The organism is Paraburkholderia fungorum, from assembly GCF_046026025.1.
Taxonomy (GTDB): Bacteria; Pseudomonadota; Gammaproteobacteria; order Burkholderiales; family Burkholderiaceae; genus Paraburkholderia; species Paraburkholderia fungorum_E.
Window position 1 is genome coordinate 233037 of the sequence record NZ_JAQQFL010000006.1, and the last position, 24608, is coordinate 257644.

At 61.4% G+C, this 24608-nt stretch carries 18 protein-coding genes and 1 pseudogene; 11 read left to right on the top strand and 8 right to left on the bottom strand.

Features of this window, described 5'->3' with window-relative positions:
- Window positions 1–9 precede the first annotated feature (9 nt).
- Complete coding sequence (locus PQR67_RS09920; protein WP_408457688.1) at window positions 10–3243, top strand: efflux RND transporter permease subunit; 3234 nt, start codon at window positions 10–12, stop codon at window positions 3241–3243.
- Between the two features lie 68 nt (window positions 3244–3311).
- On the top strand, window positions 3312–3572 hold the full coding sequence (locus tag PQR67_RS09925) for a hypothetical protein (protein WP_012432018.1): 261 nt from the start codon (window positions 3312–3314) through the stop codon (window positions 3570–3572).
- 91 nt (window positions 3573–3663) lie between these two features.
- Here the strand turns inward: PQR67_RS09925 and PQR67_RS09930 are convergent, their stop codons facing one another.
- From PQR67_RS09930 to PQR67_RS09955, 6 genes are all read right to left on the bottom strand, one after another.
- A complete protein-coding gene (locus PQR67_RS09930) occupies window positions 3664–4833 on the bottom strand; it encodes a Gfo/Idh/MocA family protein (RefSeq protein ID WP_408457691.1) in 1170 nt (389 codons plus the stop codon).
- 84 nt (window positions 4834–4917) lie between these two features.
- The gene (locus tag PQR67_RS09935) at window positions 4918–5967 is read right to left on the bottom strand and encodes a sugar phosphate isomerase/epimerase family protein (protein WP_408457694.1); all 1050 of its coding nucleotides are present in this window, start codon (window positions 5965–5967) and stop codon (window positions 4918–4920) included.
- A 105-nt stretch (window positions 5968–6072) separates the two neighbouring features.
- Window positions 6073–7035, bottom strand: coding sequence for a substrate-binding domain-containing protein (locus PQR67_RS09940; RefSeq protein ID WP_408457696.1), 963 nt, complete (start codon window positions 7033–7035; stop codon window positions 6073–6075).
- Window positions 7036–7143: 108 nt separating this feature from the next.
- Window positions 7144–8157 carry an ABC transporter permease gene (locus PQR67_RS09945; protein WP_408457698.1) on the bottom strand — a complete coding sequence of 338 codons (1014 nt, stop codon included), beginning with the start codon at window positions 8155–8157 and terminating at the stop codon, window positions 7144–7146.
- Window positions 8138–9625: a sugar ABC transporter ATP-binding protein gene (locus PQR67_RS09950; RefSeq protein ID WP_408457701.1), complete on the bottom strand. Its 1488-nt coding sequence runs from the start codon at window positions 9623–9625 to the stop codon at window positions 8138–8140. Before PQR67_RS09950 ends, PQR67_RS09945 begins: the two co-directional genes overlap by 20 nt.
- Window positions 9626–9628: 3 nt before the next feature.
- Complete coding sequence (locus tag PQR67_RS09955) at window positions 9629–10726, bottom strand: LacI family DNA-binding transcriptional regulator (RefSeq protein WP_408457703.1); 1098 nt, start codon at window positions 10724–10726, stop codon at window positions 9629–9631.
- A gap of 298 nt (window positions 10727–11024) precedes the next feature.
- On the opposite strand from PQR67_RS09955, the gene PQR67_RS09960 reads away from it, so the two are divergent.
- From PQR67_RS09960 to PQR67_RS09990, 7 genes are all read left to right on the top strand, one after another.
- Window positions 11025–11678 (top strand): protein-L-isoaspartate O-methyltransferase family protein, encoded by a 654-nt coding sequence (locus PQR67_RS09960; protein ID WP_408457706.1) that lies wholly within the window; start codon window positions 11025–11027, stop codon window positions 11676–11678.
- A gap of 61 nt (window positions 11679–11739) precedes the next feature.
- Complete coding sequence (locus tag PQR67_RS09965) at window positions 11740–12063, top strand: rhodanese-like domain-containing protein (RefSeq protein ID WP_028200548.1); 324 nt, start codon at window positions 11740–11742, stop codon at window positions 12061–12063.
- Between the two features lie 13 nt (window positions 12064–12076).
- Complete coding sequence (locus PQR67_RS09970) at window positions 12077–13624, top strand: TolC family outer membrane protein (RefSeq protein WP_408457709.1); 1548 nt, start codon at window positions 12077–12079, stop codon at window positions 13622–13624.
- Between the two features lie 265 nt (window positions 13625–13889).
- Window positions 13890–14366, top strand: a complete 477-nt coding sequence (locus tag PQR67_RS09975) for a DUF2844 domain-containing protein (RefSeq protein ID WP_408457711.1) — start codon at window positions 13890–13892, stop codon at window positions 14364–14366.
- 32 nt (window positions 14367–14398) lie between these two features.
- Window positions 14399–15697 (top strand): DUF3443 domain-containing protein, encoded by a 1299-nt coding sequence (locus PQR67_RS09980; protein WP_408457713.1) that lies wholly within the window; start codon window positions 14399–14401, stop codon window positions 15695–15697.
- Window positions 15698–15883: 186 nt separating this feature from the next.
- On the top strand, window positions 15884–16333 hold the full coding sequence (locus PQR67_RS09985) for a DUF2844 domain-containing protein (protein WP_408457715.1): 450 nt from the start codon (window positions 15884–15886) through the stop codon (window positions 16331–16333).
- A 33-nt stretch (window positions 16334–16366) separates the two neighbouring features.
- A complete protein-coding gene (locus PQR67_RS09990) occupies window positions 16367–17920 on the top strand; it encodes a DUF3443 domain-containing protein (RefSeq protein WP_408457718.1) in 1554 nt (517 codons plus the stop codon).
- A gap of 179 nt (window positions 17921–18099) precedes the next feature.
- Here PQR67_RS09990 and PQR67_RS09995 read toward each other — a convergent pair whose 3' ends face one another.
- A complete protein-coding gene (locus PQR67_RS09995; protein ID WP_408457720.1) occupies window positions 18100–20295 on the bottom strand; it encodes a S8 family serine peptidase in 2196 nt (731 codons plus the stop codon).
- A 634-nt stretch (window positions 20296–20929) separates the two neighbouring features.
- A pseudogene (locus PQR67_RS10000) lies at window positions 20930–21118 on the bottom strand (omega-aminotransferase AptA); the annotation flags it as partial.
- A gap of 428 nt (window positions 21119–21546) precedes the next feature.
- On the opposite strand from PQR67_RS10000, the gene urtA reads away from it, so the two are divergent.
- Together urtA and urtB are read left to right on the top strand one after the other, a co-directional pair.
- A complete protein-coding gene (gene urtA, locus PQR67_RS10005) occupies window positions 21547–22845 on the top strand; it encodes an urea ABC transporter substrate-binding protein (protein WP_408457722.1) in 1299 nt (432 codons plus the stop codon).
- Between the two features lie 136 nt (window positions 22846–22981).
- On the top strand, window positions 22982–24607 hold the full coding sequence (urtB, locus tag PQR67_RS10010; protein ID WP_408457724.1) for an urea ABC transporter permease subunit UrtB: 1626 nt from the start codon (window positions 22982–22984) through the stop codon (window positions 24605–24607).
- The last annotated feature ends 1 nt before the right edge of the window (window position 24608 follow it).

Sequence of the window (24608 nt, forward strand, 5' to 3'; positions counted from 1 at the left end):
CCCTCGCCTATGTGGTTCACCCGCGTCAGCATCGGCAACCCGGTGCTCGCCACGATGATGATGATGGCCCTTCTCGTCATCGGGCTGTTTTCTTATCAGCGGCTCAAAGTCGATCAGTTCCCGGACATCGCGTTTCCGGTCGTGGTCGTGCAGACCGCGTATCCGGGGGCGTCGCCGGAATCGGTCGAGTCGGATGTCACGCGCAAGATCGAGGAAGCGGTCAACACGATCAGCGGCATCGACGAAATCACCTCGCGTTCGTATGACGCGCAGTCGGTCGTGATCGTGCAGTTCGATCTTTCGGTGGACGCGGTGCAGGCCGCCCAGGACGTGCGCGACAAGATCGCGCTGATCCGCCCCGATCTGCGCGACGGCGTGAAGGACCCGCGCGTGCTGCGCTATGACCCGGCAGACATGCCGATCATCACCGTGGCGATCTCGAACGCGCCGGGCGCGTCGCTGTCCACGCGCGATCTCACCACAGTCGCCGATCAGATCGTGCGCAAGCGGCTCGAAACCGTGCGCGGCGTCGGCTCGGTGTCGCTGGTGGGCGGCGTGAAGCGGCAGGTGCAAATCGACGTGAATCCGCAGAAGCTGCAGGCGCTTTCGATCGGCGTCGACCAGGTGATCCGCGCTGTGCAGAACGAGAATCAGGAGATTCCGGCCGGACCGCTCACCTCGCGCAATATCGAGCAGACCGTGCAGGTCAAAGGCCGCTTCGAGAAGCCTGACGACTTCAAACGCATCATTGTCGCGCGGCGCGGCGCGCAGTCGGCGATTCCGACAGCGACATCCGCCACCCAGCCCGTCACGCTCGATCAGGTCGCCGAGGTGGTGGACGGCCAGCAGGAGCCCGACAGCATGGCCTTGCTGAATGGGCAGCGCGCGCTGTTCCTGTCGATCATCAAGGCGCAGGGCGAGAACACCGTGGATGTCGCCCATGGCGTGCGTGACGCCGTCACCCTTCTGCAGCCGCAATTGCCGCCAGGCGTCAAACTCAGCATTACCGACGATTCGGCGATCAACATCGAGGAAAGCGTCAACGAAGTGAAGCGCACCCTGCTCGAAGGCGCGTTACTGACCGTGCTGATCGTGTTCCTGTTCCTCGGCTCGTGGCGCAGCACGGTGATCACCGGTCTCACCTTGCCGATCGCGCTGATCGGCACCTTCGCCGTGATGTATGCGTGCGGCTTCACGATCAACGTGATCACACTCATGGCGCTGTCTTTGTGCGTCGGCTTGCTGATCGACGATGCGATCGTGGTGCGCGAAAATATCGTGCGGCACGTGCAACTCGGCGCGGATCATCGCACCGCCGCGCTCGACGGCACCAAGGAAATCGCGCTCGCCGTGCTGGCGACCACCTTTTCGATCGTCGCGGTTTTTTTGCCGGTGGGTTTCATGGGCGGCATCATCGGCCGCTTCTTCCATCAGTTCGGCATCACCGTGGCCGCCGCCGTGCTGATCTCGATGTTCGTGTCGTTCACGCTCGATCCTATGCTGTCTTCCATCTGGCCGGACCCCGATCTGCACGACGCGGACACTGGCCGAAAGGGCTTTCGCTATGGGCGCGTCATGGAGCGTTCGCTGCATCTGTTCGACAAACAGATCGACCGGCTCACCGCGTTCTACCAGCGCCTGCTCGGCTGGTCGCTGAAGCACCGCGCAATCACGCTGGTCGTGGCGGCGGCCACGTTTTTCGGCAGCCTGTTTCTGGTGCCGTTCGTCGGCACCGAATTCGTGCCGAATGCGGACTTCTCCGAAACGCAGATCGGCTTGAACACGCCGGTGGGCACCTCGCTCGAAGCGACCTCGGAAAAAGTAAAACAGGTGCAGACGATTCTCGCCACCTATCCCGAAGTCCGCTTCAGCTACGCAACGGTCAACTCGGGCGATACGCAAGGCAAAAACACGGCGCTGATCACCGTGCGACTGAAAGACCGGCGCGACCGCACGCGTGGCGTGGTCGAATTGAACGATGCGTTTCGCGCTCGGCTCGCCTCGGTCGCGGGCGTGAAGGTCACCGAAATCGGCATGCCGGACGGCGCCGGCAGCACGAAAGCGATCCAGTTGAGCTTGCAGGGCGACAACATCGGCGAACTGCGCCGGCTTTCAGATGCGGCTCAGGCACGGATGGCCCAGATCCCGGGGCTCGTCGATCTCGATTCGAGTCTCAAGGCGGACAAGCCGATTGTCGCGATCAATGTGAAGCGCGAACTGGCGTCCGATCTCGGTGTGGGTGTGGCCGATATCGGCACCGCGTTGCGGCCGCTGCTCTCCGGCGATGCGATCAGCACGTGGCGCGCGCCCGACGACCAGGACTACGACGTCAGCGTGCGCCTGCCGCGCTCGCAACGCGAGGACGTCGACGATCTGGCCAGGCTGATGATCGCCACCAACCGCACCGACGCGAACGGTGCTCCCGTGCTGGTGCCGCTGCGGCAGATCGCAGATATCGTCAAGACAACTGGCCCCGACGTGTTGAACCGGCGCGACCTGCAGCGCGAGGTGATGCTGTCGGCGAACGTGCATGGCCGCTCGCCCGGCGAAGTGGCCGCGGACGTCGCGAAGACGCTCGAAGCGATGCATCTGCCGGCCGGCTACCACTATCGATTCGAAGGCTCGACCAAGAGCATGAACGAGTCGTTCGTGTACGCCGTGGAGGCGTTGGCGCTCGCGGTGATCTTCATCTACATGATTCTCGCGTCGCAGTTCGCCAGCTTCGCGCAACCGCTCGCCATCATGGCGTCGCTGCCGCTCACCCTGATCGGTGTGCTGATCGCGCTGCTGCTGTTCGGCAGTACGCTGAACATGTTCTCGATCATCGGCTTCGTGATGTTGATGGGTCTTGTCACGAAGAACGCGATTTTGCTGATCGACTTCGCCAATCAGGCGCGGCGCGGCACCTTGCTCGATGCGTCCGGCAAGGGGCGCGTCATGGAGCGGCGTGAAGCGCTGCTCGAAGCGGCGCGCGTGCGTCTACGGCCGATTCTGATGACCACGCTGGCGATGATCTTCGGCATGCTGCCGCTGGCGGCGGCGCTTGGCGAAGGCGGCGAGCAACGCGGGCCGCTCGGGCAGACGGTAATCGGCGGCGTGATTACGTCGTCGATTCTGACACTGGTGGTGGTGCCGGTGGTCTACACGGTGCTGGAGGATTGGGCGGATTGGCTGCGGCGCAAGTTCAGACGCAAGGCATACGCCGTGGAGGATCACGGCATCACGGATAAGACCGCGCAATGACGCAACTTCGCGCGCCCCGCGCGAAGTTGCTACAGTAGAAGTCTTTCCCCGACCAGCCGTCCTCCATCATGCGCACCACCCGAGCCATCCACGCCGTCGAGCGGCTGAAAACCCGCAGCGGCAATCCGCAGTTCGCGGCGATCAGCCTGTCCGGCGGCCTGTTTTATCTCGTCGATAAATCGAGCGGTACCGACAAGAAAGTCTCCGATCCGCTGACGCTCGACGATTTCGTCAAGTTCGTCGACGGTTTCGGGCCGCCGAAACCGCGCAAGGCGAGCAAACTCGATATTGCTTTTGAAGAACAGATCAAGAAGAGCAAGGGCGGTTGAGGACGTGGCTCGGTGGCGTGCGACGGCGACGCAGCGCTTTTAGCGGCGGCGGGTCGCACTGAATCCAGGACCGGCGGCTCCGCCACTCCGCTCAGCCATTCGCGATCTCTTGCCACTGACCGTCCGCAACGCTGCTTGCCAACACTGCCTCGATAAAGCGCAGGCCCGCCACACCGTCATCCACCGTTGTGAGCAGCAGGCTTTCAGCGGGCAACGGTTGACCGGCATTCAACGCTTCGATCTGTAACGCCGCATCCTTGTACAACTGCGCGAACGCTTCCAGATAACCCTCAGGATGTCCCTGCGGCACACGCGTCGCATGCGCAGCGATCGCACTTTTCACACGTCCGCGCGTCAGTCGCTCAGCCGACCCGCCGAGCGGCGTAATCCACAATTCATTCGGATTCTCCTGATCGAAGGCAAGATTCGCTTTCGTCCCGTACACCCGCAGACGCAGCGCATTCTCCGCGCCACTCGCCACCTGGCTCGCCCACAGCATGCCGCGCGCGCCGTTCGGATAGCGCAGCATCGCTTGCACGTGGTCGTCGATACGACGTCCTGGCACGAAGGTATGCAGCTCTGCCGATAAAGACGACGGCGTCATCCCCGTAATGAAGGCCGCAAGGTGATACGCATGCGTGCCGATATCGCCGAGACAACCCGCAGGACCCGCCAACGACGGATCGGTGCGCCAGCCCGCCTGCTTGTTCGTGCCGCGCGTTTCTATTGGTTCAGCCAGCCAGTCCTGCGCGTATTCGACTTGCACCACGCGTATTTCACCGAGCTCGCCCTGTTCGACGAGCTCGCGAGCATGGCGCACCAGCGGATAGCCTGAATACGTATGCGTCAGCGCGAACAACCTGTTCTTCTCGCGAGCGAGTTTCGCCAGCGCCTCGCCCTCCGCCAACGAAATCGCCAATGGCTTATCACACACCACATGAATGCCCGCTTCGAGAAAAGCCGTCGCGACTGGTGCATGCAGATGATTTGGCGTGACGATCGCGACGGCGTCGATACCGTCGTCGCGGGCGGCTTCGGCACGCGCCATCTCGCGCCAGTCTGTATAGCTGCGCGCAATACCAGCTTCGACGGCGCTCGCTTGTGCGCGCTGCGGATCGGACGACAACGCGCCCGCCACCAGTTCAAACCGGTCGTCGAGCCGCGCCGCGATTCGATGCACCGCGCCGATAAATGCGCCTTGCCCACCGCCGACCATGCCGAGTTTGAGTTTTCCGGGTGTTCCGGGTGTTCCTTCTGACATTGCCCTCATTCCTTTGCGGTCTGCTTCGGCTGCTTCACGTTCAGGCCGCAGCCAACACGCTCTCGACTCAACTAAAGACCGCAGTCAAATACCAAGCGCGCGCTTCAACTGTTCCGCATCCACGCCGCTGCCCGCGAAATCGTCGAATGCATGCACTGCCACACGAATGATGTGTCGGCGTATGAATTCCGCGCCTTCGCGCGCGCCGTCCTGCGGATGCTTCAGCGCGCACTCCCATTCCAGCACCGCCCAGCCCGGAAAATCGTATTGCGCCATCTTCGAGAAAATCGCACCGAAATCGATCTGCCCGTCACCCAGTGATCGGAAACGCCCTGCGCGCTCAACCCAGCCGCTATAGCCGCCATACACGCCTTGCCTGCCGTTCGGCCGGAACTCCGCGTCCTTCACATGGAACGCCTTGATGCGTTCGTGATAGATGTCGATGAAGGCGAGGTAGTCGAGTTGCTGCAGAACGAAATGGCTCGGATCGTAGAGGATGTTCGCGCGCGGGTGCTGCTTCACGGCGTCGAGAAAACGCTCGAAGGTCACGCCGTCGTGAAGGTCCTCACCCGGATGAAGTTCGTAGCAGACGTTCACACCGGCTTCGTCGAACGCATCGAGAATCGGCGTCCAACGGCGCGCGAGTTCATCGAAAGCGGCTTCTATCAGACCTTCGGGACGTTGCGGCCACGGATAAAGATAGGGCCACGCCAGTGCGCCAGAAAACGACACGTGCGTATCGAGGCCCAAACGCTGCGAAGCTTTCGCCGCCAGCTTCATCTGCTCGACCGCCCACTGCGTGCGCGCAGCAGGATTGCCGCGCACGTGCTGCGCGGCAAAGCCATCGAACAAGGCGTCGTAGGCCGGATGCACGGCGACGAGTTGCCCTTGCAGATGCGTCGACAGTTCGGTGATCGTCACGCCCGCGTTTTCCGCGATCTCGCGCAACCCGTCGCAATACGCCTGGCTCGCCGCCGCCTGTTCAAGATCGATCAGACGCGTATCGCATGGCACCTGAATCCCCTTGAAACCAAGACTCGACGCCCAGCCCGCCAGGTGCGCAAAGTTGTCGAACGGCACCTCGTCGCCCATGAATTGAGCGAGAAAAATCGCCGGCCCTTTGATGGTTTTCATCGTACGGTTCCTCGAACTTTGGCGCGCCTGTCATGCCTCTGCGTCATCGCTTTGCCTCAAGCCTCCACGACAGATTCACGGCAAGCACGCTCCGGACGCCCGGAATCAGAACGGCGAATCAGGAAAATAGAACTGCTGCGCGTTTTCCTTCGTGATCAGCACCGACGGGATAATCGTAGTCGGCGGAAGTTTGTCGCCCTTCAGACGCGCTTCGGCGGTGAGCTTGATTGCGTCGTAGATGAATTTCGGCGAGTACGACACGTCCGCCTTGATCATCGGTGCGCCATCCATCACGTTTTTCACCATGCCCTTCGAACCCGCACCGCCGAACACGATCTTGATGTCGGTGCGTTTGGCCTGCTCGATCGCCTTGATGACCCCCACGGCCATGTCGTCGTCGGCTGCCCAGACTGCGTCGATATGCTTGAAGCGCGTGAGATAGTCCTGCATCACCTTGAACGCGTCGTCACGATTCCAGTTCGCGTACTTGCCGTCGAGGATCTTCATCTCCGGATAGTTCTTGATCACGTTCGTGAATGCGGTCCAGCGTTCGTTGTCGAGCGTGGTCGGGATGCCGCGCAAGGCGACGATGTTGCCCTTGCCGCCCAGTTCCTTCGCCAGATATTCGGCGGGAATCTTGCCGAACGCAGTGTTGTCACCCGCAACGTAGGCGTCCTGCGCGCTGGTGTCCGTCAGACCACGATCCACTACGGTCACATACACACCCTTCTTCTTCACCTGGGCGACCGGCTGCGTGAGCGAGGCCGATTCGAACGGAAAAATCACCAGCGCGTTGATCTTGTTCACCGTCACCAGATCCTGCAACTGGTTCGCCTGTTCGGGCGCGCCGGCCGCGGTCTTCACGATCACTTTCAGATCAGGATGCGCTTTCTCCAGATCGGTTTTCGCCTTGTTCGCCCACCAGACGATGCCGCCCGTAAAGCCGTGGTCGGCTGTCGGAATCGCGACGCCTAGCGTGACCTTCTCGTCAGCACGCGCAACGCCTGCCGTGCCCAGTATCCCCAACGCCAACATGCCGGCGCCGACCGCTCGAATGACCTGCTTCATGGTTGTGTCTCCTGTGTCGATCCATGCCACATAGCTACGTTATGAGGCGTTCATGCGCCCCGATTCTCGAACTTGCCGTTGTATCCCTTGAAGCTCAACGCCTACCACTTACCGCCGTCCGCGCTGCACGAACGCGACGAAGATAATCACGACGCCCTGCACCGCCGCGTTCAGGTACACGCTGATGATGCTGGTCAGATTCAGAATGTTGGCGATCACCGAAAGCAGGATCGCACCGATCACCGTGCCGACTACACGCCCTTCGCCGCCTTTCAGCGCCGTGCCGCCCACCACTACCGATGCAATCGCTTCCAGTTCCCAAAGCAGGCCGGTGGTCGGCGTGGCCGAGCCGAGTCGCGGTACGTACAGCACCGTCGCCACACCAACGCAGATGCCGAGCAAGACGTACGTGACGATCTTCACGGTATCGACGCGGATCGCCGCGTAGCGTGCAACCTGTTCGTTCGACCCAATCGCCTGTACGTGGCGGCCAAACGCGGTACGGTTGAGGATCAACGCGCCGCCCGCCGCGACGACCAGGAATACCCAGATCGGCACCGGCACGCCGAAGAAGCTCGCGTAATAAACCGGCCCGTACAAGTCAGACAACGAGTTATCCAGAGTCAGCGCGCCGCCATCCGCGAGCCATGTCAACACCGCGCGAAAAATGCCCAACGTGCCCAACGTCACGATGAAAGGTTCGATGCGCCCTTTGGTAATCAACAATCCGTGCGCGCAGCCGAACAGTCCACCGAGCACCAATGCGAACACAATGCCGAGCGTCAGAATCAGCAAAGGCGCGAGCGTATGGCCGCCGACACCGGCAGCAAGCCCGTTCATCAGCCAGATCATGCTGCCCGCAATGAGCGCCGCCATCGACCCGACCGAGAGGTCAATGCCGCCTGAAATGATCACGAAGGTCATGCCGACCGCGATGATGCCGATGAACGATGTGCGCGTGAGCACGTTCATCATGTTGTCGAGCGTCGCGAAGTCGCGGTTGAGCAGCGTGCCGACAATACACAGCGCGATCAGCCCAACCAGCGGCCCGAGCGCGTACAGACGATGCGCGAAGCGCAAGGCGCGGCCGGATTGGACAGCTTCAGTGGGTGCCGGTCGCATGGGCGATCAACTCCTCTTCGGTCAGATGCTCGAGCGTGAGCGTGGTTTGCAGGCGCCCTGCGCGCATCACGGCAACGCGATGGCACAGGCCGATCAGCTCGATCAGTTCGGATGAAATGACGATCACCGCGCGGCCCTGTGCGGCGAGACGATGGATCAGGAAATAGATGTCGCGTTTCGCGCCGACATCGACGCCGCGAGTCGGCTCATCGAGCACGATCACGTTAGGATCGGGCTGCAGGAATTTGGCGAGCGCGAGCTTCTGCTGATTGCCGCCCGAGAGCATGCGCGCGCGGCTCGACAGATCGCCGGTGCGAATGCCGAAGTCGCTCACGGCTTTCGTCAACGCCGCGCGCCCCGCTTTCATATCGAGCAATGGATGCGCGTAGCGTTCGAGCGTCATCAGCGTGACGTTGTCCTGCAAGCTCAGATTCACATGCAGGCCTTTGCCTTTGCGGTCCTCGCTCAGATAGGTGAGGCCGTGGCGCATGGCGTCGCGTGGGTTTTTCAGATCGGCGCGGCGGCCGGCGATCTCGATGCGGCCCGCCGTGCGTTTGCGCAGGCCGAGGATCGCTTCGAACGCTTCGGTACGGCCTGCGCCGACCAGGCCGGCAAAGCCCAGTACCTCGCCGGCGCGCACGTCGAAGCTCAGATCCTCGACCCAGTCCGGTACGGCTAGGCCTTCGACCTTTAACGCGATGGGCGCGTCAACCGGCACCGTGATCTTGTCGGGGAACATATCGGACACGTCGCGCCCAACCATCAGATTCGCCATCTGCTGCCGCGCGAGTCCCGAGGTTGCGCCGCGCGCGACAAAGCGGCCGTCACGCATCACGATTACTTCGTCGGTAATGCGCTCGACTTCATCCAGCTTGTGCGAGATGTAGATGAGAGTCACGCCATCGGCTTTGAGCTTTGCCATCAACGTGAAGAGGCGCTCGGTTTCCGACGGCGTGAGCGTGGCGGTCGGTTCATCCATGATCAGCAAACGCGCGCGCCGCGACAGCGCCTTGGCGATCTCCACCATCTGCTTTTCCGCGACGATCAACTCGCGCACTTTCGTATCCGGCGCTTTCTCGAGTCCGACCTGCGCGAGATACCGCGCGGCTTCGGCCCGCATTGCCGCATCGTCGACGAACCAGCCGCGCTTTTTTTCGTGGCCGAGATACATGTTCTGCGCGATCGTCAGATGCTCGGCGAGATTGAACTCCTGGTGAATCAGCACGATGCCGGCCGCTTCCGCGTCGCGCGAACCGATGAACTGTTGCGCGTGGCCGTCGACCAGCAAGGTGCCCGAAGTCGCCGTTTCGTAGCCGGCGAGGATCTTCATCAGCGTCGATTTACCCGCACCGTTCTCACCGAGCAAACCGTAGATACGCCCCGGCGCGAGGTCAAAGCTCACCCCGTGCAGTACACGCACTGGCCCGAAGTCTTTGCGGATATCGTCGAAGCGAATAGCGAGACTCATGACCTACGCGCTCCTGCGGATCACGAGGCGATGCGGCAGCAGCACGCCCGGCACGTTCGCCAATGGATTCGCGAGCCGTTGCAGCAAAAGGCGCGCGGCGGTTTCACCGAGTTCGCGCATCGGCTGGGCGATGGTGGTCAGCGGCGGATCGATTTGCGCGGCCAGCGATATGTCGTCGAAGCCGACCACCGCGACGTCGTCCGGGACGCGCTTGCCGACATTGCGCAGACCGTGGATCACACCGATCGCCAGTGTGTCGGAGACGGCGAAGATCGCGCTCGGCGCGTGAGGCTGCTCCATCATCAAGGCCGCGGCCGATGCGCCCGCCTCGTAGTCGAGACTGTTCAGGTTCATGCGCCAACGCTCGTCCGGCGTGATGCCCGCTTCGGTCAACGCGTCCAGATAGCCCTGCTGGCGCTGCCGGGCGTACAGATAGTCGATATCCGAATTGATCAGCCCGATGCGCCGATGGCCGCGTGCGAGCAGATGCCGCACCGCGTCGCCCGCCGCCCGATAGTTGTCGATGCCGACGTACGGCACGCCCATCGCCGGATCGAACTCGCAGCACGCAACCCAGGGCAGCGCGCTGGATGCTTCACCGAGCGCCTGCTGGATGGTGGCGGGATCGAGGCAGATCGCACCATCCGCACGGCGGCGGCGCAGCAGATCGAAATAGCTGCGCTCGCGTCCCGGATCGGCGCCCGTGTCGCACAGCAGCATGAAGTAACCGTGCTGGCGCGCGACGCTGTCGATGCCGCGCACGATCTCAGCGTAGAAGGGGTTGCCGACGTCGGGCACCATGGTCAGCAACAGGCGGCTTTCGGCAGTGCGCAGGTTGCGCGCGAGTTCGTTGACGCGATAACCGCTGGCGTCGACCGTCGCCAATACCTTATCGCGCGTGGCGGGCCGCACGTTCTCGTGGCCGTTCAGCACGCGCGACACCGTCGCCACCGAGACCCCCGCCTGCTCCGCCACCTGGGAAATCGAAAGCCCGACGGCCGGATGCAGCGGCTGAGCCTCGGGCCGCGAGCGCTTTGCCGGCGGTGAGGACTTCGCGGGGGCGGCCCTCGCGGAGGCCGCTTTGGACACCGACTTGGGCACGTGGATTCGCCTCGAAAATGTAATCGATTACATTTTTGGGCGATGAAGGCGGGAATCGCAAGGACGGATCACTAGGGATTAACACGGAGGGCGAGCGGGTACGGCGAGCACATGTCACGGGTACGGCCCGGAGTGCGGCCCACTACCGCACCCCCTGCGGCGGCATGGGTTCGCGCCGCCATTTGGTACAATCCCGCAGCTACCCTGCCGTGGCCCGCCTTGCGCTGAGCTGTATCCCAAGGCCGCCGGTCAGTGGCACAGAATTGCAAACTCGCCAAACCACACTGCCGAATCCACCATGAACATCGAGCAAGCGCGTTTCAACATGATCGAACAGCAGATCCGCCCCTGGGAAGTGCTCGACCAGGACGTGCTGAATCTGCTCTCGATCGTCAAGCGTGAACACTTCGTCCCCACCGTCTACCGCGATCTGGCCTTCGTCGACTTCGAAGTGCCGCTGCCGGCCGGCCAGCACATGCTGGCGCCGCGCGTCGAAGCGCGCGTGCTGCAGGAACTGGCGGTGAAGAAACACGAAAGCGTGCTCGAAATCGGCGCCGGCTCCGGTTACATGGCCGCCTTGCTCGCGCACCGCGCGCAGCATGTGCTGACGGTCGACATCGAACCGGAACTGGCGGAACTGGCGAAGAACAACCTGATCGCCAACGGCGTGCTGAACGCCGAAGTCGCCACCGGTGACGCCTCGCGTGGCTGGGCGGCCGCTGCACCGTACGACGTGATCTGCGTATCGGGCGGCCTGCCGGTGTTGCCCCAGGAAATCCTCGAACATCTGAAGATCGGCGGCCGTCTGGCGGCCTTTGTCGGCACCGCGCCGGTCATGAAGGCGCAGGTCATCACGCGTATCGACGAAAAGCAGTACCGCATCGCCGACGTGTTCGAAACTTACGTCGAGCCGCTGATTAACGCCGTGCAGCCGCCGCGCTTCAAGTTCTGATTCACACGCGTTTGTCCTTACGGGCGGCGCGTCGCCGTCCTTTGAACTGGATGTTCTGCTGATGCAAAATCTGACCGCTCCCGCGCTTGCCGAATGGCTCGCCGATCAATCGCGCCCCGCGCCCGTATTGCTTGACGTGCGCGAACCGTGGGAAATCCAGACGGCGTCGATCGCCGGCGCCGTGTCGATCCCGATGCGTGAGATTCCGGCACGCAGCGAAGAGCTCGACGACGACGCGCAAATCGTCTGCGTATGCCATCACGGCGCGCGCAGCGCCCAGGTCGCGATGTTCCTCGAATCGCGCGGCCATACCAACGTCTTCAATCTGCAAGGCGGGATCGACGCGTGGTCGCGTCAGGTCGATCCGTCGGTTCCTACCTATTGATCACACGGTCGAGATGATCCGCCGCCGGGTGCCGGTCCTTGTGGCGGCTTTGGCGCTTCATTGCGCAGCGCTCGCGTTTTTTCCGTGCCCGGCGCACGCCGTCGGCCTCTCCCAGCTTTACGACGAAGCACTCTCGAACGACTCGCAGTTGCAAAGCGCGCGCGCGGCGCTCGCCGCCAATAGCGAAGAGTTGCCGCTGGCCCGCGCAAAACTGCTGCCGCAAGTCTCTGCGTCGCTCACCGCGAACCGCCAGAGCACCGATTTCGGGGGTGGCTTTCCTTCGTCCTACGGCAACAGCAATGGCTACACGATTTCGCTCACGCAGCCGCTGATTCACGTCGATACCTGGTACGGCTATGCGCAGGGCAAGCTAGCGGTGGATTCGGCGCAAGCGTCGTTTGCGCAGGCGCGGCAGGATTTGATCGTGCGGCTTGGCCAGGCTTATTTCGACGCGCTGTCCTCACAGGACAGCCTTGCGATTGTGCGCTCGCAGAAAGCGTCGATTGCGCAGCAACTCGAATCGGCCAAACGCTCATTCGACGTCGGCAACACGACGATCACCGATACCAACGAAGCCCAGGCCAAATACGATCAGGCGATCTCTCAGGAAATTGCCGCGCAGAACGATCTCGCGGTGAAGCTGGCGGCGTTGCAGCAGATTGTCGGGCATCCGGTCGAGCGTGTGGATGGGCTCGTCGCCGGTGCGCCGCTGCCGCCACCCGTGCCCGCCGACATCAATCTGTGGGTCGATGCGGCCACTGATGCGAGTTACCAGGTTGTACTGAAGCAGATCGCGCTGGATAGCGCGCAACGCGAGACATCGAAGGCCAAGGCCGGCCATCTGCCGACCGTCGATCTGGTGGCGAGTCGCTCGCGCAGCAGTCTCGGCGCGGCCGGCGCGGGCAACTTTGGCGGCAATTTTGGCGGCGGCTTCGGCAGTGGGGCGAATACGCCCGCACCCGGCACACCGGCGCTCGCCGCGGAACTGGGTAACCTGGGGTCGTCGTACACGAACAGCACGATCGGCGTGCAAGTCACGATTCCCATCTTTGCGGGCGGCGCGACGCAAAGCCGCGTGCGTCAAACGCTGGCGCTCGAAGATCAGGCCTCCGCCGATCTCGACACGGCACGGCGCAACGCTGCGCTGTCGGCCCGGCAAGCGTTTCTCGGCGTGGTGAGCGGGCTCGCGCAAGTGCGCGCGCTGCAGACCGCCGAGCGATCGGCGAACACCTCGCTCGAATCGAACCTGCTCGGCTATCAGGTCGGTGTGCGGATCAATATCGATGTGCTCAATGCGCAGGATCAGTTGTTCTCGGCACGTCGCGATCTGGCGAAGGCGCGTTATGACACGCTGATCAATAGCCTGAAGCTGAAGGCATCCACGGCCAATCTCACTGACCAGGACGTGCTGCAGTTGAGCGCGCTGCTGTCGCCGGTCGACGATGGTTCGTTGACCGCGCTGCCACAGGTGCCGGCGGTGCCGCATCCGGGTGTCGCGGCGAAAGGCGCGGCTGGGAAGCTTGGGCGGCGCGCGATGCCGAATGCTGCGGCTCCGCTGTAAACCGATTCGCTCCATCTTTTTTGTTCCCCGCTTGAGCCTCTAGCCGCGCAACGTTTCATTCGTTGCGCGCGTGAGCTGTCTGCCGCTTGTCGCTGTTTTCCGACGCCTGTGACGCTTCCCACATTCTCACGACGCTGAACGTTCTCGACCTCCCTGACACCCCCCTTTCATTGCGATCCTTCCGGCCTGCGCCGCAGAATTTTCGTACGGTTTCCTGAGCTCTGCCCGGGCACCATGCTCCGACCATTTTTGGAGGAGCACGGTGATGAGAATTTTGAAGATTGCGATGCTGGCGGCAACGCTGTTGCCGCTTGCGTCGTATGCGGCTTTGGGCGGTGCGCCGAGCTCCGGTTCATCCTCTGCGTCGATGCTGCGCGCCACGCCAAAGTCTGCCGCCGCTGCAAGCATGGGCGCGACCAGCACCACGGCCACGGCGCCCTACACCGTGCGCGAATCGCGCGACGCAGATGGCGTCACCACCCGCGAATACGTTCTGCCCAGCAATGTCGTGTTCGCGGTCACTTGGGAGGGGCCGGTGCGGCCCAACATGAGGGCGCTGCTCGGCAGCTATTTCCCGAACTACGCTTCGGCAGCCGAAGCACGTCCGCTCGGCACCGGCGCACTGAACAAACGCCGTGGTGACCTGCAGATCGAGTCAGCAGGAAGGCCCGGTCGTTTATTCGGCATCGCGTACCTGCCTCGCCTCATGCCCGCAAATGTCCGAGCAGCCGATCTGCCATGAGCGAGACGCCGATTTCACGGGAAAACAACAAGATGAAAACCTCTAGCAGGACACTCTGGATTGCGATGGCCGCCGTTGGCGTCGCGCTTTCCGCATGCGGTGGTGGTGGCGGCGATAGCAACACCAGCGTACAAAATTCCTCCATCAACTGGCCCGCCACGCCGAGCTGGCCCATCACGCCCAATCCTCCGTCGCCGCCTTCTCCGACTGCTGACAACAACACCGTGCAGATCGTCGTCGACACCTCGATGGGCAGCATCAACATGCCCGCTGTCTCAATTGTGCTGTGCGGCCCCGGCCAGCAGGACAGCAGTCAATGCGAAACCGTCAGTCACATGCTGATCGATACTGGTTCGGTCGGCGTGCGCGTGATGGCTGGCGCGGTCAGTGCAAAGCTCCGATCTCAGTTGCTGCTTCAAACCACACCCGTCGCCGACCAAGCAAGCTCGTTACCACTCGCTCAATGCGCACAATTCGCCTCCGGCTTTACATGGGGCTCGATCAGGCGCGCCGACGTGACCATTGGAAGTAAGAAAGCAAGCAATCTTCCGATTGAGCTGATTGGCGACGGCTCGTACACGACACCGTCGAATTGCATATCGAACGGCGGCCCGGATCTCAGCACCGCCCAGGCGCTCGGCGCCAACGGCATCATCGGCATCGGCCATGGCGTGCGTGACTATCCGGATGCCGCGACAACCGTGCTGCCGGCGATCTACTATGCCTGCACGTCTACGAGCTCATGCGCCGGCACAACGGTGCCAGTCAACCGGCAGGTCATGAATCCCGTCGCGGCGTTCGCCACCAATAACAACGGCACGATCATCCGCTTGCCTGCACTAGCCGCGGGCGGCCAAGCCAGCGTCACGGGTGAACTCGTGTTCGGCGTCGGCACCCAGTCGAACAATATGCTGCCCGCCACAGCAAATGTCCTGGCAGTAGACCAATACGGCTACTTCACGACCCAGTATCAAGGACGCGTGATCACCACCAGTGCAATCGACAGCGGCACGAATGGACTCGGCTTTGACGACGTCACCATTCCGACCATAGTCGAGGGCGAGGGTGCATGGTATGCACCGCCCAGCACGCTCAGCCTGTCGGCAACTTTGGAAGCTACTAGCGGTGTCGGCAAGCCGATCACAGTGCCATTCTCGATCGGCAACATACAGGCAGTGACGGCAAACAACTACGCTGCCTACGACAACGTCGGCGCACAAGTCTCGAAATGGTTCCTCTGGGGCTTGCCGTTCTTCTACGGCCGTAATGTGTACACCGTACTCGAAGGCGCCACGGTAGGCACACAAACCGGGCCGTTCGTCGCGTTCTGACGAGTGCGTGGTTTTTTGTTCAGGAGGCGGTGTCGCAAGGCGTCTGCCTCCTGTTTCTTGCCTCCTGCCGCCGCGCGGAAGCGGCCACATCGCATCGGTGTTTCCTACTCAGCGTTGAGACTTTTCCGACACTCTCATTAATCGCCCGCAGGCAACATGCTCCGACCTGTTTTTTGGAGCAATGTGATGAAATTTGTAAAGATCGTGCTGGCCGTGTTGGCAATGTTGCCACTCGCGTCGCATGCGGCGTTGGGCGGGGCGCCGGGTGCGGGCTCGACCCCGAGGCCCCTGCTTCACTCCGCGACACCGGCTTCCTCCGCATCTACTGCGGCTTATACCGTGCGTGAATCATATGACACCGACGGCGTCAGGATTCGTGAATACGTGCTGCCTGCCAATGTCGTGTTCGCCGTTACCTGGCAAGGGCCCGTGCGTCCCGACATGGTGACGCTACTCGGCAGCTATTTTCCAAACGCAGTCGCCGCTGGCGCAGGACGCGCACGCGGCACTGGTCCGTTGATCGAACGCAACGGTGATTTTCAGATTGAGTCCGCAGGCCGGGCAGGAAACTTCTTCGGCAAGGCAGTTTTGCCGCGCCTCATCCCCGCGAATGTCCGTGCTGACGATCTGCAATAACTCGGCGCATTGATTGCACGGAACCCAAGAAACATGACGACTCTCAACAAAAAACTTTGCTTGGCGTTGCTGACGGCCAGTTTGACTATTTCTGCCTGCGGTGGCGGCGGCGGTGACAACGGCGATCCGAACACAAGTAAGGATAACGAAAAGCCGGCGACTCCGACTCCGACTCCGACTCCGACTCCGACTCCGACTCCGACTCCGACTCCGACTCCGACTCCGACTCCGACTCCGACTCCGACTCCGACTCCGACTCCGACTCCGACTCCGACTCCGACGCCGACTCCAACTCCAACTCCAATTCCAACTCCAACTCCGTCTCCGACTCCAACGCCGACCCCGACTCCGACTCCGACTCCGACGCCGACTCCGACGCCGACTCCGACTCCGACTCCGACGCCAACGCCGACTCCGACTCCGACTCCAACGCCAACGCCGACTCCAACGCCGACTCCAGTCGCCGACGTCAACACCGTTCCGATCGTCGTCGATCGTACGATGGGTCAAACCAACATGCTCTACGTGAGCGCGACCATATGCCTCCCCGGCTCACAAGGCAGCACGCAATGCTCCACCGTCGATCATATGTTGCTCGACACTGGTTCGATTGGCGTGCGCGTGATGGCCAGTGCGTTGGGTTCCACGCTCGCCACCCGATTGCCGGCACAAACCGGTGCCACAGACGACCCGACCGGTGGTGCGCCAATCGCCCAATGCGCGCCGTTCGCATCTGGCTACACGTGGGGGCCGGTCAGACGGGCCGACGTGACAATCGGCGGCAAAACAGCCGATAATCTGCCTGTCCAGGTGATCGGCGAGAGCGCGTATGCCACCGGGCTCGCGAGTTGCGTCCCGCGCGGCGGTACTGATCTCAGTACGGTTGCCGAGTTCGGCGCTAACGGTGTGATCGGCATCGGCCATCGAGCGCGCGACTTCCCTAGCGCTGCGCAGTCCGCCTCTCCGGCGTACTACTACTATTGCGCCTCTCCGTCCTCGTGCACCAGAACACGCGTGCCGCTCGACACGCAAGTCATGAATCCGGTAGCCAACTTCACGTCGGACAACAACGGCACGATCATCCGCTTGCCGGTGTTGCCCGCCGACGGTCAGGCCACGGCCATCGGCGAACTGGTGTTCGGCGTCGGCACACGTCAAAACAACGTGCTGCCGTCAACAGCGAATGTCCTGCCTGTGGACCAGACGGGTTTCTTCACGACCATTTACAAGGGCAAATCGTTCACCCAAAGCGCGCTCGATAGCGGGTCGGGCGCGAACTTCTTCCAAGACGGCTCCATCCCGGTCAACCAATATTCGCGGATGTACATACCGCTGTCTGCGCTTAGCCTGACCGCCACGCTCAAACCCGGCAACGGTGCAGCCACATCCGTGGCAGCGTCGTTCCAGGTGGGCAATGCGATGAACCTGATGGCCAGCCAGTACGCTGCGTTTGACAATCTGGGGGCCTATCAAACCCTCTCCAACTACTTCCTATTGGGTCTGCCGTTCTTCTTCGGCCGTAATGTATACACGGTGCTCGAGGGCGCCAAGATCGGCACGCAGACTGGGCCGTTCGTCGCCTTCTGACTTCCAGCGAACGGGCACAGGTGACACATGAGGCCGGCGCCTCGCGCCGCCGGTCTCATGTCATGGAAAGCGCCACACTCGATAAGAGCGGGGCGTTAGACTTCACTACGCGCGCCTGCATGACAAGGACGCGATTCTGGGTTAAGTCGGTACTAGCACATCATGCCGTTCGTCACAGTTCAGTCAGGTTCGCTCGGATAAAAGACCCTAAACATAGGGTTGATATTGATAGAAACGCTATTAAGCGTTGTCTTCGGGGCGGGTCGTACCCTCGCGAAGTAATAGACGTTGTCTGCCAACTGACAGCTTGCCGCAATACCCTGCTTCATGGTCACCGTGCAGTCAGGAGCAGTCATCACTAACGAACCCGCAACGAGATCCAGTGTTGCAACGTTATTGGAAAAAGCTGGTGTGAGCGTAAGAGTACTAGCTATCGGGCTAAAGGGAGGGTCATACCTACTTTTTACTACGCGACCCGGATTAAACACAGAAAAATACCGTTCCTCACCCAATCCAAGTGAAAAGACTACCGGGGTCGTCATATAAGTCAGATCGGTTACTGTGGTAGGTCCAACCCGATATGATTGTGTAGATATCCTTATCAGCCCCTTCGCATCCGTCACCTTCAACGTTACCTGGTAACTACCGGGCAAATCATAGTTAAATACTGGGTTCGTGGTCTGCGTAACGATTGTATGAGGCTTGCCCGCCCCATAGTCCCAGTCCCATGACCTGATAGCACCCGCACCCCGCGCGGTCGAAAGGTCTTTACACACCAACTGCATCGCCTCAGTGTTTTGCGTACACCTGAAATCCGCCACAGTTGGGATTTCTCCAGCCTTCGCAGCTGCCACCGTCGCTGTCGCATCCACAATGCCGGCTCCGATAGGCTGGTCAAGCGTCACTGGAAATGGTTGCGCGTGCTGCTGCAGTAGGGTCCGCATTTCGGCGCCTGTGAGAGGTTTAGGCGCAACAGACTGAGCGAGCGCGATAACGCCACTTACCATTGGCGCGGACATTGAAGTGCCGTACATCCAGGCATAACTTTCCGCGCCGGGCGTAGAGGTGCCAGCGTTGTGGGTCGAAAGGATATTAGCGCCTGGAGCCGCAATATCGACTGTTGGCCCGTAGTTTGAATCCCGGTATCTTGAGCCGTTCGGCTGACTGTTGCCTACCGTAACGACACCGTGGCAGTTGGCAGGTTGGTACTCTGACGCCAGCGCATCGTCGTTCCCCGCTGCGACAACAACGATTACGCCTTGGTTGATCGCATAGTCGATTGCATTCTGATAAGTCGCAGAACACATCCCCTTCCCTCCAAGGCTGACGTTAATAATCTTTGAAGGATGCGCGTTGACGGGAACACCAGGAATCGCCCCGCCAGCCGCCCACAAGATGGCGTCCGCAACACCGGACATGCTGCCGATAGCGCATCCGTTCAATGCTCGAGATGACACGACCTTTGCAGCCGGTGCGACGCCTGCAATACCGATTCCGTTATTGGCCAGCGCGGCCGCGATGCCGGTTACATGCGTACCGTGCCAATTTGCAGAACAGCCATAACCCGGCGGCACCCCCGTATCCGAGCCGTCGCCACCGCGAGTTTCGAAGGTAAAGTCGTAGCCGGGCAGAACATTCGCGTTCAGATCACTGTGCCTCGTCACACCGCTATCTACCACGCCAATTACGACTCCCGCGCCGCTGGCCATAGTCCACGCACCCTCCACGCGTATTCCTGCGTAGGGCTGACCAGGGTCGAGGTTTGACTTCAGGCCCCACTGGTTTCTATACATCGGATCATTAGGAGCCGAAGAGCCGGACATTGAGACATCCGGTTCGACGTATTCGACGTTAGGATCCGAAGCAATCGCTCGCATGAACGACACAGCGTCCTTCGCATTCAGCTTACGCTGTGTCGTTATCACGTCCGAACCGAGACCCATTCGGCGCGAGTGGCGCGCTCTCGAAGGGAAAGCACTGGCAAACCTGTCAAGCCTTGACTGCACTGCTATCGCCGATCCGCGCTCAGTTGTGCCGGTCTTGTAACGGACAATAAACCGATCAGTTGTTGTGTCATCCGTGAGACTTGTTGCATTCATCCTCAAGGAAGTGCGCAGGGGAACAGTGCCAGAACTAGCGGCACTAGCCGCCGCTTCGACCAGCTTATCGGCTACTGGATTTTCTGCTGAGCCTGAGTTGTCGCCGGCTGCTACGCTACTACCACTGCCGCCGCACGCACTGAGTGCGACCCCGAACGACAGCGCAACCGCGCCAGCCAACACGCGCCCCGCATGAAGTTTTGACCAGATCCGGCCTATTCCCTCGGCGCAAAAGCATTCCAATCGGGTGTCAAATTCGCGTTTCTTTTTCCGCATGTTTCTTATTCCTTTTTATAAAGAGCGTACTTGATCTCGCTATTTCTAATGCGCGATCAGGTATTAGTCCAATTTCCCGCTTGCAATGCATTTCTTCTTTCGCCTTCTGTCGCAGGCGCTAATGAATGCAACCTAAAGTCGCGAGCGCAACACCTCATGCAGACGATTTCGCGCATCAACCCAATAACTATTAAGGTTTTCTAACTAATTATTAGTGGCGTCAAAAGATCACGCACGATGCTCCCCTGCAGAAAGGCGCCGCATTACACCAACGAAATAATTGTAAGAATAAGTAATGAGAAGCGTAAATAGTTCTCGGGCACCAGACAATCAGGAATCTCTGTTTGTGCGTCGGAATATTTACTAGCCGCGTAGGACGGCAGCGCGCCATACGCACCTTGCTGCATAGCTAGGAGAGACGCCTCAGGCGCATCCTTCGCTACTATATGAAAAGTCTGAATCTAGCGAGGGTATGCAGACGGAAGACTCTGCGAAGAAAAAAGATCGCGTTGTTCCGCACAAGGTCGTTCACTGCCTTTTGATATTCGGCCATTTCACGCGGTTCAAGCCAAAAAGCCGGCGCCGCGAGGCGCCGACCTTCTTCATTTCATCAACGACGCATCAAGACAGCCCCCTAATCCGTCTCCCTCAAAACCTCAGCCGCAGTCCCGAAGATCTCATCAATCTGCGCCTCGTCAACAATCAACGGCGGCGAGAACGCCAGGATATCCCCGGTATAGCGCGTCAACACACCCTTCTCAAAGCAGGGCACAAGAACGTCATAAGCACGCGCACCCGGCGTTCCGGCACTCGGCGCCAACTCCTCCCACCAATCCACGATTACGTACGGCATCCAGAACGCCGACATGTCAGGCGGATCGACGCCGGCGCGCTTATTCATGTCAGGTCTCCTTATTTGGGTGGCCTTCCAGTGCGGGCAGCACACCGCGCATGCACAAAGGCGCGGCGGTCATGCACCGCCCACGCCCGCTGGCCGATGAACACGCTTCGTTGCGGCGCGACACGCACCCGAACGAGGCGCACGCCCCGCCCCTGCACCAATTTCGCGCCACATTACGCATAACGGACCTGGCACGCCACCGCGTCGCAGCACGCAATGCGCGGAGTTCAAGTCGAAATTGCCGCATGGCATGTGCCTTGCAGTACACAAGCGGCAAGTCATGCGGGATAAGCCCTGCTGGCTGAAATCGACGCCCATAAACAGTCACCATCAATGGCAAGGGGAAATACATGAAACGTCGCAGTCTGTTGAAGTTCGGCTCCATGTCGGGCGCATTGGCGCTTGCAGGTCAGGTTCCGTTTGCTCAGGCGCAGTCGGGCAGCGGTCCGATCAAGGTTGGCGTTCTACATTCCTTGTCAGGCACGATGGCGATCTCGGAGACATCGCTCAAAGACACCGCGCTGATGACCATCGCGGACATCAACAAGAACGGCGGCGTCATGGGCCGTCAACTGCAGCCGGTGGTCGTTGATCCGGCATCGAACTGGCCGCTGTTCGCCGAAAAAGCGCGTCAACTGATCACCCAGGAAAAGTGCGCCGTCGTGTTCGGCTGCTGGACCTCGGTGTCGCGCAAGTCGGTGCTGCCGGTGTTCGAGGAACTGAACGGCCTGCTGTTCTACCCGGTGCAGTACGAAGGCGAAGAAATGTCGCGCAACGTCTTCTACACGGGCGCCGCGCCGAATCAGCAAGCGATTCCGGCAACCGAATATCTGATGAGCACGGAAGGCGGCGGCGCCAAGCGCTTCTTCCTGCTGGGCACCGACTATGTGTACCCCCGCACGACCAACAAGATCCTGCGCGCGTTCCTCAAGTCGAAAGGCGTGCAGGAAGCCGATATCCAGGAGGTCTACACGCCGTTCGGCCACAGCGACTATCAGACCATCGTCGCGAACATCAAGACCTTCTCGCAGGGCGGCAAGACCGCGGTGATCTCGACCGTCAACGGCGACTCGAACGTGCCGTTCTACAAGGAACTCGGCAACCAGGGGCTGAAGGCGTCCGACGTGCCGGTCGTCGCGTTCTCCGTCGGCGAGGAAGAACTGCGCGGTATCGATACGAAGCCGCTGGTCGGCAATCTCGCGGCATGGAATTACTTCATGTCGCTGCGTAACCCGGCCAACGAGAAGTTCAAGAAGCAATGGGCGCAGTGGGTCAAGGACAACAACCTGCCGGGCGGCACCAAGCGCGTGACGAATGACCCGATGGAAGCGACCTTCGTCGGCATCCATATGTGGAAGCAGGCCGTCGAAAAAGCAAAGAGCACGGACGTGGACAAGGTGCGTGTGGCGATGGTCGGCCAGACGTTTGCCGCGCCGTCGGGCTTCACGCTCGAGATGGATGGCAATCACCATCTGCACAAGCCGGTGATGATCGGCGAAGTACGTGCCGACGGCCAGTTCAACGTGGTGTGGCGTACCAAGACCGCCGTTCGCGCGCAGCCGTGGAGCCCGTTCATCGCCGGCAATTCGAGCAAGCCGGATGTAGTCACTTCGATTCCGGCGTTCCTGAAGCGCTCGCGGGTTGCCTGAGCCTAGAACGTAGGCAGAGCCGGGGCTGAACCGCTGCTCTGCCCGACAGGATGCTGCAAGACGCAAGACAACGGCGCGGCACCGGTGCATCACCGCGATGCCGCGCCGCCTCGCCGGTTTTTCTTCAAAGGCCATCATGGCGTTTTCATTTCCGAAATTCGCACGACGCAGCATCGGCGGCCTTGCGTTCGCGCTTATCGTTAGCGCGCCGCTGACCGCCTTTGCGCTTGCCCCGGCCGATGTCGCGCCGCTCGCCGGTGACGACTTCGACGCGAAATCCGCTGCAATCGACAAGCTGATTGCCAACCACGACAAAGAATCGCTCGCGGTGCTCAAAGCCCTGTCCGAAGACAGTGCGCTCGCCACCGATTCCGGCGCGGTGCTGCTGCAAGACGGCGACACCGCACGCGATGCCGTCACCGGCAAAACGGTCGCCGCGGGCGACGCGCAACCGGTCACCCTGAACAACTTGCTGCGCTCGAAAGTGGCAGGCGCGCTCTCGGGGCTGCAACTCGATTCGCCCGACGTCGCCACACGCGACGCCGCCATCACCGCATTGCTGCAAAACCCCGATCCCTCGATCAAACCACTTGTCGACGCAGCGCGCGCGAAGGAGACCGACCCTGCGCTCAAGAAGCGCCTCGACACGCTGTGGGCGATGACCGCGTTGCACGACGCCGACCCAGCCAGACGACTCGAAGCCGTACAACTGGTCGCCGCGCGGCACGATCTCGACATGAACGAACTGCTGCGCCCGCTCGTCGCGAAGAAGCCGGACGGCACGTTCAACGAAGCGGACGATCGCGTGCGCGCCGCCGCGCAAAGCGGCATCGACGAACTCGATTCGATCCAGCGCCGCAGCCAGATCGCGGGCACGCTGTTCGCGGGCCTGTCGCTCGGCAGCGTACTGCTGCTCGCCGCGCTCGGTCTCGCGATCACGTACGGGCTGATCGGCGTGATCAACATGGCGCACGGTGAATTCCTGATGATCGGCGCGTACGCCACGTATGTCGTGCAGAACCTGTTCCAGCGCTTTGCGCCTGGCGCGTTCGACTGGTATCCGCTGCTTGCCGTGCCGGCCTCATTCGCCGCGGCCGGGTTGGTCGGCATCGTGCTCGAACGGTTGGTGTTGAAGCATTTGTACGGCCGTCCGCTCGAAACCCTGCTGACCACCTTTGGCGTCAGCCTGATCCTGATTCAGGCGACACGCATGCTGTTCGGCGCGCAGAACGTCCAGGTGATCAATCCTGCGTGGATGAGCGGCGGCGTGACCGTACTGCCGAATCTGATCCTGCCGTACAACCGGCTGGCGATTCTGGCGTTTTCGCTGATCGTCGTCGGCATTGCGTGGGCTGTCCTGACTAAAACCCGCCTCGGTCTGTTCGTGCGAGCCGTCACGCAAAACCGGCGGATGGCGGCCTGCGTCGGCGTGAAGACCGCACGCGTCGATTCATATGCCTTTGCATTCGGCGCGGGCATTGCCGGACTGGGTGGCTGCGCGCTGTCGCAGATCGGCAATGTGGGTCCGGACCTGGGCCAGAGCTACATCATCGATTCGTTCATGGCGGTAGTGCTCGGCGGCGTTGGTCAACTCGCGGGCACGGTGATCGGCGGCTTCGGTCTCGGTCTCGTCAGCAAGGCGATCGAGCCGTTCTGGGGTGCGGTACTTGCGAAGATCGCCGTGCTTGTGCTGATCGTGCTGTTCATCCAGAAGCGTCCGCAGGGCATGTTCGCCCTCAAGGGCCGCAGCGCGGAGGCATGAG